The 16,979-nt window shown below is 65.8% G+C and carries 14 protein-coding genes and 1 riboswitch; of the genes, 11 read left to right on the top strand and 3 right to left on the bottom strand.

Annotated features, from left to right (window positions below):
* The first annotated feature begins 16 nt into the window (after positions 1-16).
* Positions 17-1,543: a flagellar hook-length control protein FliK gene (gene fliK / locus L0U80_RS14395; protein WP_233865160.1), complete on the top strand. Its 1,527-nt coding sequence runs from the start codon at positions 17-19 to the stop codon at positions 1,541-1,543.
* Positions 1,540-1,941 carry an EscU/YscU/HrcU family type III secretion system export apparatus switch protein gene (locus L0U80_RS14390; protein ID WP_233865158.1) on the top strand — a complete coding sequence of 134 codons (402 nt, stop codon included), beginning with the start codon at positions 1,540-1,542 and terminating at the stop codon, positions 1,939-1,941. Before fliK ends, L0U80_RS14390 begins: the two co-directional genes overlap by 4 nt.
* Here L0U80_RS14390 and L0U80_RS14385 read toward each other — a convergent pair.
* Both L0U80_RS14385 and L0U80_RS14380 read right to left on the bottom strand, forming a co-directional pair.
* A complete protein-coding gene (locus tag L0U80_RS14385) occupies positions 1,919-3,340 on the bottom strand; it encodes a coniferyl aldehyde dehydrogenase (RefSeq protein ID WP_233865964.1) in 1,422 nt (473 codons plus the stop codon). The genes L0U80_RS14390 and L0U80_RS14385 overlap by 23 nt on opposite strands.
* 71 nt (positions 3,341-3,411) lie before the next feature.
* Positions 3,412-5,115, bottom strand: a complete 1,704-nt coding sequence (locus L0U80_RS14380; protein ID WP_233865156.1) for an isovaleryl-CoA dehydrogenase — start codon at positions 5,113-5,115, stop codon at positions 3,412-3,414.
* 361 nt (positions 5,116-5,476) lie between these two features.
* On the opposite strand from L0U80_RS14380, the gene L0U80_RS14375 reads away from it, so the two are divergent.
* Positions 5,477-7,105: a GMC family oxidoreductase gene (locus tag L0U80_RS14375; RefSeq protein ID WP_233865154.1), complete on the top strand. Its 1,629-nt coding sequence runs from the start codon at positions 5,477-5,479 to the stop codon at positions 7,103-7,105.
* Between the two features lie 52 nt (positions 7,106-7,157).
* Here L0U80_RS14375 and L0U80_RS14370 read toward each other — a convergent pair whose 3' ends face one another.
* Positions 7,158-8,087: a LysR family transcriptional regulator gene (locus tag L0U80_RS14370; protein WP_233865153.1), complete on the bottom strand. Its 930-nt coding sequence runs from the start codon at positions 8,085-8,087 to the stop codon at positions 7,158-7,160.
* Between the two features lie 111 nt (positions 8,088-8,198).
* Here L0U80_RS14370 and L0U80_RS14365 point away from each other — a divergent pair, with 111 nt between their 5' ends.
* The 8 genes from L0U80_RS14365 to L0U80_RS14330 all read left to right on the top strand — a co-directional run bounded on the left by L0U80_RS14365 (position 8,199) and on the right by L0U80_RS14330 (position 16,945).
* The gene (locus L0U80_RS14365; protein ID WP_233865151.1) at positions 8,199-8,654 is read left to right on the top strand and encodes a CidA/LrgA family protein; all 456 of its coding nucleotides are present in this window, start codon (positions 8,199-8,201) and stop codon (positions 8,652-8,654) included.
* A gap of 60 nt (positions 8,655-8,714) precedes the next feature.
* On the top strand, positions 8,715-9,437 hold the full coding sequence (locus L0U80_RS14360) for an LrgB family protein (protein WP_233865149.1): 723 nt from the start codon (positions 8,715-8,717) through the stop codon (positions 9,435-9,437).
* A gap of 197 nt (positions 9,438-9,634) precedes the next feature.
* Entirely contained in the window at positions 9,635-10,489 is an 855-nt protein-coding gene (locus L0U80_RS14355; RefSeq protein WP_233865147.1) for a glycosyltransferase family 2 protein, read from the top strand.
* A 138-nt stretch (positions 10,490-10,627) separates the two neighbouring features.
* A riboswitch (S-adenosyl-L-homocysteine riboswitch) is annotated at positions 10,628-10,747 on the top strand.
* Between the two features lie 33 nt (positions 10,748-10,780).
* The gene (gene ahcY, locus L0U80_RS14350; protein ID WP_233865144.1) at positions 10,781-12,199 is read left to right on the top strand and encodes an adenosylhomocysteinase; all 1,419 of its coding nucleotides are present in this window, start codon (positions 10,781-10,783) and stop codon (positions 12,197-12,199) included.
* A gap of 267 nt (positions 12,200-12,466) precedes the next feature.
* Complete coding sequence (locus L0U80_RS14345; RefSeq protein WP_233865142.1) at positions 12,467-12,820, top strand: phage holin family protein; 354 nt, start codon at positions 12,467-12,469, stop codon at positions 12,818-12,820.
* A 25-nt stretch (positions 12,821-12,845) separates the two neighbouring features.
* Positions 12,846-13,676 (top strand): methylenetetrahydrofolate reductase [NAD(P)H], encoded by an 831-nt coding sequence (gene metF, locus L0U80_RS14340; RefSeq protein ID WP_233865140.1) that lies wholly within the window; start codon positions 12,846-12,848, stop codon positions 13,674-13,676.
* A 482-nt stretch (positions 13,677-14,158) separates the two neighbouring features.
* Positions 14,159-15,793, top strand: coding sequence for an ABC transporter substrate-binding protein (locus tag L0U80_RS14335; RefSeq protein ID WP_233865138.1), 1,635 nt, complete (start codon positions 14,159-14,161; stop codon positions 15,791-15,793).
* 138 nt (positions 15,794-15,931) lie between these two features.
* The gene (locus L0U80_RS14330) at positions 15,932-16,945 is read left to right on the top strand and encodes an ABC transporter permease subunit (RefSeq protein ID WP_233865136.1); all 1,014 of its coding nucleotides are present in this window, start codon (positions 15,932-15,934) and stop codon (positions 16,943-16,945) included.
* The last annotated feature ends 34 nt before the right edge of the window (positions 16,946-16,979 follow it).

The raw sequence follows: 16,979 nt of genomic DNA, 5'->3' as shown, positions 1-16,979 counted from the left end.
CTTCGGGGAGTGGTGCATGAACGGAATCGATGCGGGAACCGCTTCGCTGCTGGCGAATCGCTTGAGCTCGCTGGATCCGGTTGGCTCGCGAGGCAGTGCCGGCGCCGCTGAAGCGGGCGTGTCCGCGCTCGTCACGGGCACGACGGACGCGCTGCCCGACGCGCCGCTGACCGTCACACCGCAGCAGGCGTCGACGGAAACGGTGCTCTCCGCCGTGGCGCTCGCGCTCGACGCCATCATTCGTTCTGGAGGGGATGCCACGCCGGCCGTGGTCGGCGATGCGCCGGTCTGGAGCAATCCCGAGGCCGCAACGCAAGCTGGCGCGTCCTCGCCGCAGCTACCTGGCGTGCCCGGCGCCGCTGCGGTGGTTGAAGAACTGCTGGCCGGCGACGCCGCCGCGCTGGCTCAGACTCAGGCGGACATCACCGCCAATCTCACAGGTTCCGGCGCGGCAGGTAGTGCAAATGCCGCGACAGCCGGCGCGCAGGCAGACGCCGCCACTTCCGGTGCAGCCGCTCAATCCACGAGTTCAGCCGCGCAAACCGCCAACGCGGGCCAGGCTGCCAACGCATCCCAAACCGCACAAGCTGCACAAGTCGCGCAATCCGCACAAGCTGGCCCGGTTGCCGCGCTCGCGGCGGCGCTTGCGCAGACCGTGTCGGACAGCGGCCTGTTCTACGAATCGCATCTGGCGCAATGGCTGGTCGGTCAGCGCACGCTTGCAGGGCTCGCGGAAGAGCCGCAGAACCGGCTCGTCGAGAACAGCGCGCAGCTACCGCTCGACTGGAGCCGCGCCTCGGACGAAGCGGACGACGTTCTCTGGGCCGAAACGCTCACGTCGGGTTCGCGCGACCCGCAGGCGGGCGGCACGAACGCGCTGCCGGGGCGCTTCGCGGGTACACCGAACGGCGCGGGCACGCTCGCGTCGAACGCGGGGCTCATGCACACGAACAGCGAACTCGCCGAGGCGCTGCTGCTGCCCGCTTCGCGGGACCCGCAGGCAGCGGGCGCAGCCATGCACTCCGCCTTGATTCCGCTCGTGCGGCAACAACTCGATCTGCTCGCCACCGGTGAATTCCGCTGGACCGGCGAGGCCTGGAATGGCGTGCGGCTCGACTGGAGCATTCAGCAGGACCACGTTGATTCACGCGATCCACGTCGCGGCGCGTTCGGCGCCGATCCCGCCGACGCGCCATGGCGCACGCGACTCACGCTCGCGCTGCCGTCGCTCGGCACCGTCGATGCCGAACTGACGCTCGCAGGCACGGCACTCGCCGTGCGCGTTCAGGCGAATACGGACAGCGCGGCGCGGCTCACCGCGGGCGGCGCGGCGCTGAGAAGCCGCCTCGAAGCGCTTGGCCTTGCGCTCACGGGACTCTCGATCCGCGAGGTTGGCGGTGGCGCTGCCGGCCCCGCCGATGCCGCAAAAGCCGCGAACGCCTATGCGCGCACCGCCGCGCAGGAGGCGCAGGCCAGCAAAACGGAGACGCACGCGAGCACCACCGCGCCGGTCACCGACGATCTCGACTGGGACCCCCGATGAGCCGAATGCATCGCAAGACCGCCGCCGTACTCGCGTACGACACGCCAGCGGCCACGGATGGCGCGCCGCGCGTCGTCGCGAAGGGCTACGGGATTGTCGCGGACACGATCATCCAGCGCGCGAAGGAGGCAGGCCTCTACGTGCACCAGTCGCCGGAGATGGTGAGGCTTCTGATGCAGGTGGATCTCGATTCGAAGATTCCGCCGCAGCTGTATCAGGCCGTGGCGGAACTGCTCGCGTGGCTGCATGGGCTCGAAGCCGCCGACAAGGCCGATGCCGCGCAGCCAGCCGAGCCCGCGCCGGCCACCGACACCTCCCCAAGCGCCGCTGTGCCGCGCATTGCGCGGCGCGTCGGAGCGCTCCCGCCGCCGCCGTTCAGAACTTCATCATCAGATTGATCAGGAAGTCGAATAACCGGCCGTAGGGCGGCGCGATCAAGCCGCGTCCGTTGAATCGCGACTGCGTGAAAACGGGCTTCATCTTCGAGAAGGTCACGAAGCCGTCGTGGCCGTGATACGCACCCATGCCGCTTGCACCGACGCCGCCAAACGGCAGACCCTCGGCGGCGATATGCATCAGCGTCTCGTTCACCGACATGCCGCCCGCCACCGTTTCGTGCGTCACGCGTTCGATCGTGCGGGCGTCGTCGGCGTAGAGGTAGAGCGCGAGCGGGCGTGCACGCGAATTCACGTAGCGCAGCGCTTCGTCGAGCGTGTCGTAGGGCACGAGCGGCAACAGCGGCCCGAAGATTTCCTCCTGCATCAACGCGCTATCCGCCGGGGCATTCGTCACGATGACGGGCGCGAAGCGCCGCGCCGCCGCGTCGTGGTCGCCGAGTGGGTGCAGTTGCGCGCCGCATTCCTGTGCTTCGTCAGAGAGCCGCACGAGCCGGTCGAAATGGCGGGCCGTGATGATCGACGTGTAGTCGCCGTTGCTCGTGAAGCCGGGATAGAGTTGTGAAAAGCGCGTGCGTGCGCGCTCGATGAACCTCGCCTCCGTGCCGCGCGGCAGCAGCACGTAATCGGGCGCGATGCAGGTTTGCCCCGCGTTGAGCGTCTTGCCGAGCAGGAGGCTGTCGACGGCGTAGTCGAAGCGGGCGTTTTCGCCGATCAACGCTGGCGACTTGCCGCCCAGTTCCAGCGTCACGGGCGTGAGATTGGCCGACGCCGCACGCATGACCTCATGGCCGACGCGCGTCGAGCCCGTGAAGAGCAGGTGATCGAACGGCAGCGCCGTGAACGCGGCGCCCACCGAGGCGTCGCCGTTGACCACGGCGACGTGGTCGCGCTCGAAGGTCTTGCTGATCAGCGTTTCGAACAGCGCCGAAGTGCGCGGCGTCAGCTCCGACATCTTGATCATCGCGCGGTTGCCGGCGGCGAGCGCACAGACGAGCGGCCCCGCGCCGAGGAACAGCGGATAGTTCCAGGGCACGACGATGCCCGCCACGCCGAGCGGCTGCGGCACCACTTTCGCGCGCCCCGGCATCAGCCATTTGCCGACGCTGCGGCGCTGCGGCTTCATCCAGCGCGCGCCGTGCTTGAGGGCGCCATCGATTTCCTGCTTAAGCACGACGAATTCGGCAAGCATGACCTCGGCTTTCGAGCGCTGGCCGAAGTCGGCGTTCATCGCTTCGGCCAGGGCGTCGCGGTTGTCGAGCAGCATCGCGCGCAAGGCCTTCAGATGACGCGCACGCGTCTCCCACGTGGGGAACGGCTCGCGCAGGAAAGCGTCGCGCTGCGCGGCGAGCAGGGCATCGAGTGAGTCGCGCGAGACGGCTTCGGGCAGGTCCTGCTTCATGGTCGGTGGATCCTCGGGGTTGAGCTTTTGATCGATTATGACTGGCATGACGGAAGCGCAAGCTCCGTGCCTCAGGTCGCCGGAAATGCGCGCGCGATGAGCGCCGCGTGGTCGAAGCGTGAGGGCAGCGTGCCGAACACGCGAGAGCAATCGGCGTCGTGTTCGTCGAGCCGCGTGGCAATGAATGCATCGGCGACTTCCTGCGGTCCCGCGCGCAGCAGCATCGCCTGCGCGATCAACACGATCTGCTGGGCGATGCGGCGCGCGTTCGCTTCGCGCGTGCCGGGCGCGCCGTTGAGCAGCGCGGATAGATGGTCGAGCGCCGCCGTGAGCACCGGATGCGCTTGCGCTTCGCGTCGCCACGCGAGAAAGAGTGCCTGCGCGGCGTCGGCTTCGCGCTCCAGCGCGCGGAGCACGTCGAGGCACATCACGTTGCCCGCGCCTTCCCAGATCGAGTTGACCGGAGCCTCGCGATAGAAACGCGCCATAGGGCTTTCCTCGACGTAGCCGTTGCCGCCCCAGACCTCCATCGCTTCGCCCGTGAACGCGAGCGCGCGCTTGCAGATCCAGAACTTGGCGGCAGGCGTGACGATGCGGCGCCATGCGCGTGCTTCGGGCGCTTCGTAAGCATTTGTTCCGGACGCATCAGCGCTCTCCTCGAACGCGTGCGCGAGATGCATGAACAGCACCGTCGCGGCCTCGGATTCGAGCGCGAGATCCGCGAGCACGTTCTGCATGAGCGGCTGTTCGGCGAGCAGGCGCCCGAACGCGCTGCGGTGGCGCGCATGATGGATCGCCTGGACGAGCGCCGCGCGCATGAGCGCCGCGCTACCGATCACACAGTCGAGCCGCGTGTAGTTCGCCATTTCGATGATGGTCGGCACGCCGCGTCCTTCGTCGCCGATCATCACGCCGCAGGCGTCGAATAACTCGACTTCGCTGCTCGCGTTCGAGCGGTTACCGACTTTGCCCTTCAGTCGTTGTACGTTCACGGCGTTCTTCGTGCCATCGGGTGCGAAGCGCGGCACGAAGAAGCACGAAAGGTTCTCGTGGGCGTCGGTGCGCGCGAGGACCAGATGCGCGTCGCACTGCGGCGCGGAGAAGAACCACTTGTGGCCGGTCAGCCGGTACTGCGCGCCGCGTCCGGTCGCCGCGCCCAGCGGATGCGCCTCGGTGAGGTTGCTGCGCACATCGGAGCCGCCTTGCTTCTCCGTCATGCCCATGCCGATCATCATCGACGTCTTTTGCGGCAACGGCAGGTCGCGCGGATCGTGCTCGCGTGAGTAAAGCCGCTCACGCAGCGTTTCGAAGAGCGCGGGCTCGCGCCGCAGCACGGGGATGCTTGCGAAGGTCATCGTCGTCGGGCAGAGCGAGCCCGATTCGAGCTGTGCGTGCAGGTAGTAGCCGGCGCAGCGCGCGGCCATCGCGCCGGGCTGTGGGTCCGAGAACGGCAGTGCGTGCAGGCCCTCGGCGCGCAGCAGCGTGAGCAGACGGTGCCACGCCGGATGGAACTCGAGCGCGTCGATCCGCTCGCCGCGTGGGCTGTGCGTGAAGAGTTCCGGTTCGTGGCGGTTGGCGAGTTCGGCCAGCGCGATCACCTCGGCCGTGCCGAGCTGCGCGCCGTCGCGTTCGAGCGAGTCGCGATGCCAGCCGGCGCCCGCGCGTTCGAGCGCTTCGGAAAGCGCGGCATCGGCGGTGAACAGGTTGTAGTCCGCAAGCGGCGGTGCCTGGTTGGTCACCTCGTGGGTCGTTCCGGGGCGATGCGCGGCTTCCATCTGCCTGTCTCCTTTGGACTTTGGATCTCTTTGGACCTTGGGCGCGCATCGGCGCGGCTTCGTGCGACGTTCGCGAGTGCGGGGTCGCCGCAAGAGGGCATCGGGCACGCCTCACGCCGGACCAGGCCTTCGTCGCCCCCGGATGCCCCCGCAGCATCCTGCCTGCCGGAACCGCTTGACGTCGATGGCCGGACCGTTTTTCATCATAGTCGCGTGCCGCATTTGCCGATTAGAGGGATCGCTCTGAGATAAGAGTCGCCGTCCGCTCAACTCGCTCCCTACAATTCGCAAAAACGCATTATCGAACGATCGTGCGCCTGGCGCGACCCAGGTGCAACGCCGATGGCGAGAGAGGAGACGGATGGAATACGACTACATCATCGTCGGTGGCGGGTCGGGCGGCGCATCGCTCGCCGGGCGGCTCGCTTCGAACTGTCCCGACGCGACGATCGCGCTTATCGAGGCCGGGCCGCACACGGCGCGCAGCCTGCTCGTCAACATGCCGCTCGGCATCGCCGCGCTCGTGCCGCTGCGCACGAAGTACAACTACGGCTACGAAACCGAGCCGCAGCCGGAGCTGGCGGGCCGGTACGGTTACCAGCCGCGCGGACGCGGTTTCGGCGGCTCGAGTGCCATCAACGCGATGATCTACACGCGCGGCCATCCGCTCGATTACGACGAATGGGCGCAGCTGGGTTGCACGGGCTGGGCGTGGCAGGACGTGCTGCCGTATTTCCTGCGCGCCGAGGACAACGCGCGTGGCGCGAACGACTGGCACGGCGCGGGCGGGCCGCTTTCCGTCTCGGACCTGCGCGACCCCAATCCCGTAGCCGGGCGCTTCGTGCGCGCGGCGGTCGAAGCGGGTTTTCGGGCCAACGACGACTTCAACGGCCCCGATCAGGAAGGCGTCGGCTTCTACCAGGTGACGCAGCGCGGCGGCGAGCGCTGGACGGTTGCGCGTGCGTATCTATATGGTCACGAGCGCGCGAACCTGCACCTGATCGCCGACGCGACGGTGCTGCGCGTGACCTTCGATGGCACGCGCGCGAGCGGCGTTCAGGTGGCGCGCGGCGGCAAAGTCGAAACCCTCGTCGCGCGCGGCGAAGTGATTCTCGCCGCGGGCACGTTCAATACCCCCCAACTACTGATGTGCTCGGGCATTGGTCCCGCGGATCAGTTGCGCGCGCACGGCGTGCCCGTGCTTCACGATGCACCCGAGGTGGGCCGCAATCTGACCGACCATATCGACTTCACGTACAACATGCGTGTACGCTCGAGCGAAACCATCGGCTATTCGGTGCGCAGTTTCGCGAAGATGGTTCCGGGGCTCGCGCGCTACTTCGGTTCGCGGACCGGGATGTTCACGAGCAACGCGGCGGAGGCGGGCGGCTTCATCAAGAGCCGCCCCGATCTGGACCGGCCCGATCTGCAACTGCACTTCTGCACGGGCCTCGTCGACGATCACAGCCGCCGCATGCACTGGGGCCATGGTTACGCACTGCACGTCTGCGTGTTGCGTCCGGCGAGCCGCGGCACGGTGATACTCGCGAGCGCCGACGCGCGTGTCGCGCCCCTGATCGATCCGCGCTTTCTTTCGGACGAGCGCGACAGGGATCTGCTCGTGGAGGGCGCGCGTCTGGCGCGGCGCATCCTCGACGCGTCGCCGCTCGCCGAACTGGGCGGGCGCGAACTCTACACGCATGCGGGGCAGACCGAAGCCGAACTGTGCGCGACGATCGCCGCGCACGCCGACACGATCTACCACCCGGTCTCGACCTGCCGCATGGCTGGCGACACCCGATCGGTGGTGGACACGCAATTGCGCGTGCGCGGCGTGAGCGGGTTGCGCATCGCCGATGCTTCGGTGATGCCGACGCTGATCGGCGGCAACACGAACGCGCCGACGGTGATGATCGGCGAGCGTGCCGCCGACTTCATCGCGCAAACGCGCCGCGTGGGCGAGTTGGCCGCCGAGAGCGTCGCAGTCTGAAGCGCAACGGCATCCGCCCCGGCAGTCGGGGCGGATAGCGCATCACGCGATATCACCCAGCCAGGCCCGGCGGCCGCACGAAGTCATCGAGAAACGACGACGGCTTCCCGAACTCCTCCTTCGCAACTTCGAGCCACGCGCGCGCCGCGTGCGACAGGTATCCGTTGCGTTTCCATCCGATCGCCATATCCCACCTGATCGCCGGTTCGCTGACCGGCATGCACGTGAAGCGCGCGGCGTCGAGCCTTCGACAGTACGGCGCGGGCAGCAACGCGATGCCGACGCCCGCGAGCACCAGCGCGGCCATCACATCCCAATGCGCGCTGCGTCCCACGATCTGCGGCACGAAGCCCGCCGTGCGGCACGCATACGACACGACGTCGTTCAGCGCCAGGCTCTCGCCGTAAAACACGAACGGTTCGGCGGCGAGGTCCACCAGCGGCACGCTCTCTTCGCCGTCCCACCGTGAGCCCTTCGGCGCGACGAGCCACATCAGTTCGTGCGAGATCGGCAACACGTCGATCGTCGCCGGATCGACGGGCTGCAGCACGCCGCCCAGTTCCAGCTCGCCCGAAATCAGCGCAGCCTCGATCGCGCGCGATCCCTGCTCGAAGAGCTTCAGCTCGATCTTCGGGTAGCGCTGGCGGAACGTCGCGATGGCCGGCGTGAAGAGCGAGCCGCCCATCGGTGGAACGCCGATCGTGAGTTCGCCGCGCCCGAGCGTCGCGAGGTCGTCGAGTTCGGCCTGCAATTGCGCCTGCGCCGCGAGCACGTCCTGACCGCGCTGCCAGAGCACGCGGCCCGCGTCGGTGAGCACCATCTGGCGAGCGTCGCGCACGAGCAGCTGGGTGCCGACTTCATCTTCGAGCGACTTCACCATCTTGCTGATGGTCGGTTGCGTGACGTGCATCTTGTCGGCGGCGGCGGTGAAGCTCTGCTGCCGCACCACCTCGATGAAATAGCGAAGCGCGCGCAGTTCCACGTTGTGACTCCAGATTCCAATATGGAATGAAGTGGATAAGTTTAAGTCATTATATTTATGCTGTGGCGCAACTTATACTGAGCTTCATTCAGATGTCACTTAGGGTTTCCCATGATCTCCCGCCTCTTTACGACGAAGGCCCCGCAACTGGCGGGCTCCGTGACGCGCACCGGCCGGATCGCGGTGCAGGCGGCGCTGCTGGCCGGGCTCTGGTTCGTTGCCGATGCGCTCGCGCGTGCGACGCATCTGCCTGTGCCGGGCGGCGTGATCGGACTCGCGGCGCTGCTCGCGCTGCTGTTCAGCGGCGGCGTGGTGCCGCGCTGGGTCAAGGCAGGCGCCGACTGGCTGCTCTCGGACATGCTGCTGTTCTTCATCCCGGCTGCCGTGGCGGCCGTGCAGTACGGAGGCCTCTTCCGTGCCGATGGCTGGCGCCTCGCGCTGGTCGTGGTCGGCGGCACGCTGATGGTGATGGTCTCGGTGGCGTTCGCGGTCGAACAGGCCGCGCGCCTCGAACGCCGCCTCGCACTGCGTCGCGTGCAGTACGCACGCCACCACGTGCGCGCCTGACCGGCTGCGCCAGTAAGCGACCGCTCCGGTTGAGCGACCCACTTTCAGGATGATCCCGTCATGAACACGATTTTTGCGCCCCTGTTCGCCGACGATGCCTCCCGGCTGATCGCTGCGGGCTGCTTCATCCTCACCGTCGCACTTTATTTCGCATCGAAGGCGCTTTATGCGCGCCTGCGTTCGCCGTGGCTCACGCCGCTCGTCGCCGTGCCAGCCGTGCTCGGCGCCATCGTGCTGCTGCTGCACATTCCGTATCCCGTCTACTTCGAGGACACGCGCTGGCTCATGTGGCTGCTCGGTCCGGCGACCGTCGCGTTCGCGGTCCCGATCTACGAGTATCGCGATCTGCTCAAGCGTCACTGGATTTCGCTGACGGTGGGCGTGACGGTGGGTATCGTCGTTGCGGTGGGCGGGTCGCTTGCGCTCGCGAAGCTGCTGCATCTCTCGCCGGACCTGCAGCGCAGCCTGATGACGCGCTCGGTATCGACGCCGTTCGCGCTTGCCGTCTCCGACAAGATCCACGCGCCGCGCGACCTCACCGCACTCTTCGTGATCGCGACGGGCGTATGCGGGATGCTCTTCGGCGAGCTGGTGCTCGCGTTCGTGCCGCTGCGCACGCGGCTCGCGCGCGGTGCGTTGTTCGGCGCCGCGGCGCACGGCGTGGGCACCGCGAAGGCGCGTGAACTGGGCCGCGAGGAAGGCGTCGTTGCGAGTCTCACGATGATGATCGCGGGCGTCGTGATGGTGTTGCTCGCTCCGGCGCTGGGCGTTCTGCCGATCTGACTCCGACGCACTGCTGCTTGCCCAGGCGGGAGCTTCTTATCGCTGTGCAGGGCGCACGCCGACAGTCGTCGGGATTCTCACGCGGCGCGGTCCGGCCAGCGGCTGCGTGCCGCGTCAATTCCGGCATGCACGCGATGCCTGCCGGGCTATGATGGACACCGTTGCCGCCTGCGTCGCGGCCTGATCACGAGCTGCCCATGCTGCCCATTTCGATCATCATCCCCTGCTACAACAGCGCGCCGACGCTCCCGCGTGCCCTCGACAGCGCGATCGCACAGCGCGAGGCGGCGCAGATCCTCGTCGTCGATGACGGCTCGACCGACAAAACGGCCGAAATCGTGTTCCGTTACGCCCGCCTCGACGCACGTGTGCATCTGTTGCAGATGGCGTCGAACAGCGGTGCCGCGAGCGCGCGCAACTGGGGCGCGCTGCATGCAACCGCGCCGGTGGTCGCCTTCCTCGACGCCGACGACGAATACCTCCCCGGCGCGCTTACGGCCGCCAGTGCCTGGCTCGAAAAATCCCCGCACGACGCAGTGGTCCGGCTCGACGTGGAGTTCTTCGGCTTTCCTGAATCGGTGCTCGCGCATCCCGACTTCGCCCAGAAAGCGGCGGCGCTCAGCAACACGGTGCCGAGTTCGCTCGTGATCCGCCGTTGCGCGTTTCTCGCGCTGGGCGGCTTTCCGATGGACGACTTCTTCCGCCAGTACGGCGGCGAGGACGGCGCGCTCGCGTGGGCGCTGCACGAAACGTTCGGCCAGCACCGGCTCGACGATGCAAAGCGCGTGCGCATGCACTATCACACCGGCATTCACGCCGAGCGCTTTTTCCGTATCCAGACGGGGCTCGACACGCCCGATCCGGGCGACAACGCAGCGGTCATCCAGTTCTCGCGCCAGTTTCTCGATCAGGCGATTGGCGTTGTGAAGCAACTACGCGGTCTCAACGTGGGCGCGGCCCTCGATCAGGCCGGGCGTCTATCCGCGGGTGAATCCGCGTATGAGCCAGTCACGGACATCGTAATTCCCGCCATAAGCGACGACGCAGGCTGAGTGCCCGATGCGCGCCTGATGCCTCGCACGCTCGATCGATCGCGACCAATCGCGATCAATCTTCATCGATACGCGGGGCGTCACGGCGCGCGGTGGTTCTCCCGCCGCCGCCATCCCGATTTGCTACAATCACGCCTCGTCTCCGAGGAGCGTTGCGACGGGCTTCGCACAATGCGAACACAGCCCGCCAGGCTCGGAGCCGCTCAATACGGTTGATCCGCACGGACTCAACCGCATCGAAAACGGCGCTCACGTCTTTAATTTCTAGTCACTTTTAGAAAGGAGGGCGTGATGAACGCCGCAATTCCGCAAGATCAAGCCAAGGATTTCGTCGTCGCCGATATGGCGCTTGCCGGCTGGGGCCGCAAGGAACTCGACATCGCCGAAACCGAAATGCCCGGTCTCGTGCAGATCCGTGACGAGTACAAGGCGCAGCAGCCGCTCAAGGGCGCGCGCGTTGCCGGCTCGCTGCACATGACGATCCAGACTGGCGTGCTGATCGAGACCCTGAAGGCGCTCGGCGCCGATGTCCGCTGGGCCTCGTGCAACATCTTCTCGACGCAGGACCACGCCGCTGCCGCAATCGCGCAGGGCGGCACGCCGGTGTTCGCGTTCAAGGGCGAATCGCTCGACGAATACTGGGAGTTCTCCCACCGCATCTTCGAATGGCCGAACGGCGAGTTCGCCAACATGATCCTCGACGACGGCGGCGACGCAACGCTGTTGCTGATCCTCGGCTCGAAGGCTGAAAAGGACCGCTCGGTCATCGCCAAGCCGACGAACGAAGAAGAAGTCGCGCTGTACAAGTCGATCGCAGCGCACCTCGACATCGACCCGACGTGGTACTCGAAGCGCCTCTCGCACATCAAGGGCGTGACCGAAGAAACGACGACCGGCGTGCACCGCCTGTACCAGATGGAGAAGGAAGGCCGTCTGCCGTTCCCGGCAATCAACGTGAACGACTCGGTCACGAAGTCGAAGTTCGACAACCTGTACGGCTGCCGCGAGTCGCTCGTCGACGGCATCAAGCGCGCCACCGACGTGATGATCGCGGGCAAGATCGCGGTCGTCGCCGGTTACGGCGATGTGGGCAAGGGTTGCGCGCAGTCGCTGCGCGGCCTCGGCGCGACGGTGTGGGTCACCGAAATCGATCCGATCTGCGCGCTGCAGGCGGCGATGGAAGGCTACCGCGTCGTGACGATGGAATACGCCGCCGACAAGGCCGACATCTTCGTGACGGCCACCGGCAACTACCACGTGATCGGCCACGACCACATGAAGGCGATGCGCCACAACGCGATCGTCTGCAACATCGGTCACTTCGATTCGGAAATCGACGTTGCTTCGACCCGTCAGTACCAGTGGGACAACATCAAGCCGCAAGTCGACCACATCATTTTCCCGGACGGCAAGCGCGTGATCCTGCTGGCTGAAGGCCGCCTCGTGAACCTCGGCTGCGCGACGGGCCACCCGTCGTTCGTGATGTCGAACTCGTTCACGAACCAGACGCTCGCGCAGATCGAACTGTTCACGCGTGGTGCGAACTACGAGAACAAGGTGTACGTGCTGCCGAAGCATCTCGACGAGAAGGTCGCGCGCCTGCATCTGGCTCGCATCGGCGCGAACCTGACCGTGCTGTCCGACGCGCAGGCTTCGTACATCGGCGTCGAGAAGAACGGTCCGTTCAAGCCGAATCACTACCGCTACTAAAAAGGTGTGTTGGTCGGAGTTAGGGCTTTAGCCCTTACTCCGGCCCCATGCAAAGCTGTCGGCCAGAGTCAGAGCTTTAGCCCTTACTCGGGCCCCATGCAGAGCTGTCGGCCTGAGTCAGCGCTTTAGCCCTTACTCAGGCCCCATGCAGAGCTGTCGGCCTGAGTCAGAGCTTTAGCCTTTACTCCGGCCCCATGCAGGGTTGTCGGCCGGAGTCAGCGCTCCAGCGCTTCCTCCGGCCCCACTCACTAAAAACAAGGAGCTACCATGCCTGTGCTGCTGACCTGGCTGATCAACGCGCTTGCCCTCCTGATCATCACCTGGCTCGTTCCGTCGATTCACATCCGTAGCTTCGGCACCGCCCTGATGGTCGCCATCGTGCTCGGGCTCATCAACGCCGTGCTGCGGCCGCTGCTGATCCTGCTCACGCTGCCCGTCACGATCCTCACGCTTGGCCTTTTCATCCTCGTCGTGAATGCGCTGTGCTTCTGGCTCGCGTCGTCGCTGCTCAAAGGCTTCGAGGTGTCGGGGTTCTGGTCGGCGTTCTTCGGCTCGATCCTGTACAGCATTGTGTCGTGGCTCCTGTCCGCCTTGATCTTTGGCAACCGCAGCATCGTCTGATGCGCGACGCCAGGACCATCCCATCATGAGACCCATCGAACTTTCATTCGAATTTTTCCCGCCGAAGACGCAGGACGGCGTCGACAAGCTGCGCGCCACCCGCGCCCAGCTCGCGACGCTCAAGCCGAAGTTCGTCTCGGTCACGTTCGGCGCGGGCGGCTCGACGCAACAGGGCACGCTCGACACCGTCGTCGACATCGCGAAGGAAGGCATCGACGCGGCGCCGCACCTCTCGTGCATCGGCTCGTCGAAAGAGAGCCTGCGCGACATCCTCGGGCAGTACCGGTCGCACGGCATTCGCCACATCGTCGCGCTGCGCGGCGACCTGCCCTCCGGCATGGGGGCTGTGGGCGAGCTGCGCTATGCGTCGGAGCTGGTCGCGTTCATCCGCCAGGAAACCGGCGACGCGTTCCACATCGAAGTGGCGGCCTATCCCGAGTACCACCCGCAGGCGCGCTCGCCGCGTCACGACCTCGAAGCCTTCGCGCAGAAGGTGAAGGCCGGCGCCAACTCGGCCATCACGCAGTACTTCTTCAACGCGGACGCGTACTTCCGCTTCGTTGACGACGTCCGCAAGCTCGGCGTGGACGTGCCGATCGTGCCCGGCATCATGCCGATCACGAACTACTCGCAGCTGATGCGCTTTTCCGACATGTGCGGTGCGGAAGTGCCTCGCTGGATCGCGAAGCGCCTCGAGAGCTTCGGCGACGACCGCGAGGCGATCCGCGCGTTCGGCCTCGACGTGGTGACGGACCTGTGCCGCCGCCTCGTCGATGCGGGCGTGCCCGGCCTGCACTTCTACACGCTCAACGGCGGTGCGGCGACCAAGGCGATCTGCGAACGTCTGGGCTTCTGACGCCCGCTGCCGGGCGCGGCTGGATTCCAGCGAAGCGCGTCCGGCTTTTCCCTCCTTTCGTGTGCGCGTTTCGCTGGATTCCCGCCGCGCCTCGACTATCTTCAAACGTATCGGCAGGTCGATATCGCGCCCGATGCGTTCTCCTGCATCGATAACCGCCGCACCACGAGCCTGAACGCGTTCTGAGTGGGCGTGCGGCGTTGAGCCGCGGCGACTCTAAATCGACTCACGACCCAGCCCGCCGGGCTGCACGAAACGTTTTGGCGCGTTAAGTTTGTGCCGCGCCCGGACTCGGAGGTAGGTCCGGAGTGCATCAGGCATCCGTGGAAACCCCGCCGGGGGAGGCCACGGGGCTCGCCGAGGACCTGTCAACCAGGCGTTTTCCACGAGCGACAGCCGCCCGCCGCTTGCTTGTGACGGCGCCCCTAGCTCTTGTAAGATCGCGCTACGCTGGCTCCGGCCGGCACCGAACTGGAGAGAACATGAAAGAAAACAAAATGTTGCGTGCAGCGCGGCTGACCTCGCTCGCCGCCATCGCAGCAACGACGCTTGTTGGAGCCTCCCTCGCAAACGCGGCCAGCAGCATCCCGAACAAGACGCTCGTCTATTGCTCGGAAGGCAGCCCCGCCGGTTTCGACCCGTCGCAGTACACGACCGGCACCGACTTTACCGCCAACACGTTCACCGTCTATAACCGCCTCGTCGAATTCGAGCGCGGCGGCACGAAGGTCGAACCGGGCCTCGCGCAGTCGTGGGACGTTTCCGCCGACGGCAAGACCTACACGTTCCACCTGCGTCATGGCGTGAAGTTCCAGACCACGGCGTTCTTCAAGCCGACGCGCGAATTCAACGCCGACGACGTCATCTTCTCGTTCCAGCGCATGCTGGATCCGAACCAGCCGTTCCGCAAGGCGTATCCGGTGTCGTTCCCGTACTTCACCGACATGGGCCTCGACAAGCTGCTCGCGAAGGTCGAGAAGGTCGATGCGTACACGGTCAAGTTCACGCTGAACGAGCCGAACGCGCCGTTCATCCAGAACATGGCGATGGAATTCGCGTCGATCCTCTCGGCTGAATACGCGGATCAACTGCTGAAGGCCGGCAAGCCCGCCGACATCAATCAGTTCCCGGTCGGCACGGGTCCGTTCATCTTCCGCAGCTACACGAAGGACGCAACGATCCGCTTCGACGGCAACCCCGAATACTGGAAGCCGGGCGTCGTGAAGCTCTCGAAGCTGATTTTCTCGATCACGCCGGACGCAAGCGTGCGCGTGCAGAAGATCAAGCGCGACGAGTGCCAGGTGATGAGCTATCCGCGCCCTGCGGACATCGCCCCGCTGAAGGCTGAGCCGAACATCGCGATGCCGTCGCAGCCGGGCTTCAACCTCGGCTACCTGTCGTACAACGTCCAGCACAAGCCGCTCGATAACGCCGATGTGCGCCACGCGCTCGACATGGCGATCAACAAGAAGGCGATCATCGACTCGGTGTATCAGGGCGCAGGCCAGCTCGCGACGAACCCGATGCCGCCGACGCAATGGTCTTTCGACAAGAACCTGAAGTCGAACGCCTACGATCCGGAAAAGGCTAAGGCGCTGCTCGCGAAGGCCGGTCAGGCCAACGGCTTCGAGATCACGCTCTGGGCGATGCCCGTGCAGCGTCCGTACAACCCGAATGCACGTCTGATGGCCGAGATGATTCAGGCCGACTGGGCGAAGATCGGTGTGAAGGCGAAGATCACGACGTATGAGTGGGGCGAGTACATCAAGCGCGCCCACGCGGGTGAAGACGACGCGATGCTGATCGGCTGGACGGGCGACAACGGCGACCCCGACAACTGGCTCGGCACGCTGCTTGGTTGCGAGGCCATCAACGGCAACAACTTCGGCAAGTGGTGCTACAAGCCGTTCGACGACCTGATCCAGAAGGGCCGCACGACGTCCGATACGGCGCAGCGCACGAAGCTCTATGTGCAAGCGCAGCAGATCTTCGCGCAGCAACTGCCGTTCTCGCCGATCGCCCACTCGACCGTCTATCAGCCGGTCAGCAAGAAGGTGACCGACATGCGTATCGAGCCGCTCGGCTACGCGCGCTTCGACGGCGTTGGGATGCAGTAATGTTGATCGGGTAACCTGTACGGTTCATTCGCTCAGTTAGACGTATTCTAGAAGACTGGCCGAATCAGGTCCGGCGACCGGGGTCACGAGCCCCCGTCGCCGGTTGCATTTCATTCTCATGCTTTCGGGGAACAAACCATGTTCCGCTTCGTATTGCGCCGCATCGGCATGGTGATACCGACGTTCATCGGCATCACCGTCCTTGCGTTCGCGCTTATTCACCTGATTCCTGGCGACCCCATCGAAGTGATGATGGGCGAGCGCGGTGTCGACCCGCAGATGCACGCTGAAGCGATGCATCGCCTCGGACTCGACGAACCGCTGCCGATGCAATATCTCCATTACGTCAGCCACGCGCTGCGCGGCAATCTCGGCACCTCGATCATCACCAACACGAGCGTGATGGGCGAGTTTCTCGCGCGCTTTCCCGCCACCGTCGAACTCTCGATCTGCGCGCTGATCTTCGCGCTCGTGATCGGGCTGCCCGCGGGCGTGTTCGCGGCGCTCAGGCGCGGCACCATCGTCGATCACGGCGTGATGGGCACCGCGCTCACCGGCTACTCGATGCCGATCTTCTGGTGGGGCCTCATCCTCATCATGGTGTTCTCGGCGAAGCTCGGCTGGACGCCCGTGTCGGGGCGCATCGCCGTCGAGTACGACATTCCGCACGTGACCGGCCTCCTGCTGATCGACTCGCTGTTGCCCGGCACCGACGAAGGTTCGTTCCGGTCCGCTTTGAGCCACCTGATCCTGCCCGCCATCGTGCTCGGCACGATTCCGCTCGCCGTGATCGCGCGCATGACGCGCTCGTCGATGCTCGAAGTGCTGCGCGAAGACTACATTCGCACTGCGCGCGCGAAGGGCCTCTCGCCCGTGCGAGTGATCGTCGTGCACGCGCTGCGCAACGCGCTGATTCCCGTCGTCACCGTGATCGGCCTGCAGGTCGGCACGCTGCTCGCGGGCGCGGTGCTCACCGAAACGCTGTTCTCGTGGCCCGGCGTCGGCAAGTGGCTGATCGATGCGATCAGCCGCCGCGATTATCCGGTCGTGCAGGGCGGCATTCTCATGATCGCGACACTCGTGATCGTCGTGAACCTGGTCGTCGATTTGCTCTATGGCGTACTTAACCCACGCATCCGTCACACGAGGTAAGCACGTCATGAAACGCTTTTCACAATACAACCCA

Origin of the sequence: Paraburkholderia adhaesiva, from assembly GCF_021390575.1 — a bacterium.
In the GTDB taxonomy this organism is placed as follows: Bacteria; Pseudomonadota; Gammaproteobacteria; order Burkholderiales; family Burkholderiaceae; genus Paraburkholderia; species Paraburkholderia adhaesiva.
This window is presented reverse-complemented; position numbering and strand designations above follow the sequence as displayed.

Bases quoted from the DNA above. Each gene is read 5' to 3' on its own strand.
- L0U80_RS14390 (WP_233865158.1), top strand. From the start codon at position 1,540: ATGAGCCGAATGCATCGCAAGACCGCCGCCGTACTCGCGTACGACACG.
- metF (WP_233865140.1), top strand. From the start codon at position 12,846: ATGAGACCCATCGAACTTTCATTCGAATTTTTCCCGCCGAAGACGCAG.
- L0U80_RS14375 (WP_233865154.1), top strand. From the start codon at position 5,477: ATGGAATACGACTACATCATCGTCGGTGGCGGGTCGGGCGGCGCATCG.
- L0U80_RS14365 (WP_233865151.1), top strand. From the start codon at position 8,199: ATGATCTCCCGCCTCTTTACGACGAAGGCCCCGCAACTGGCGGGCTCC.
- L0U80_RS14330 (WP_233865136.1), top strand. From the start codon at position 15,932: ATGTTCCGCTTCGTATTGCGCCGCATCGGCATGGTGATACCGACGTTC.
- ahcY (WP_233865144.1), top strand. From the start codon at position 10,781: ATGAACGCCGCAATTCCGCAAGATCAAGCCAAGGATTTCGTCGTCGCC.
- L0U80_RS14360 (WP_233865149.1), top strand. From the start codon at position 8,715: ATGAACACGATTTTTGCGCCCCTGTTCGCCGACGATGCCTCCCGGCTG.
- L0U80_RS14380 (WP_233865156.1), bottom strand. From the start codon at position 5,115: ATGGAAGCCGCGCATCGCCCCGGAACGACCCACGAGGTGACCAACCAG.
- L0U80_RS14355 (WP_233865147.1), top strand. From the start codon at position 9,635: ATGCTGCCCATTTCGATCATCATCCCCTGCTACAACAGCGCGCCGACG.
- L0U80_RS14385 (WP_233865964.1), bottom strand. From the start codon at position 3,340: ATGAAGCAGGACCTGCCCGAAGCCGTCTCGCGCGACTCACTCGATGCC.
- L0U80_RS14335 (WP_233865138.1), top strand. From the start codon at position 14,159: ATGAAAGAAAACAAAATGTTGCGTGCAGCGCGGCTGACCTCGCTCGCC.
- fliK (WP_233865160.1), top strand. From the start codon at position 17: ATGAACGGAATCGATGCGGGAACCGCTTCGCTGCTGGCGAATCGCTTG.
- L0U80_RS14345 (WP_233865142.1), top strand. From the start codon at position 12,467: ATGCCTGTGCTGCTGACCTGGCTGATCAACGCGCTTGCCCTCCTGATC.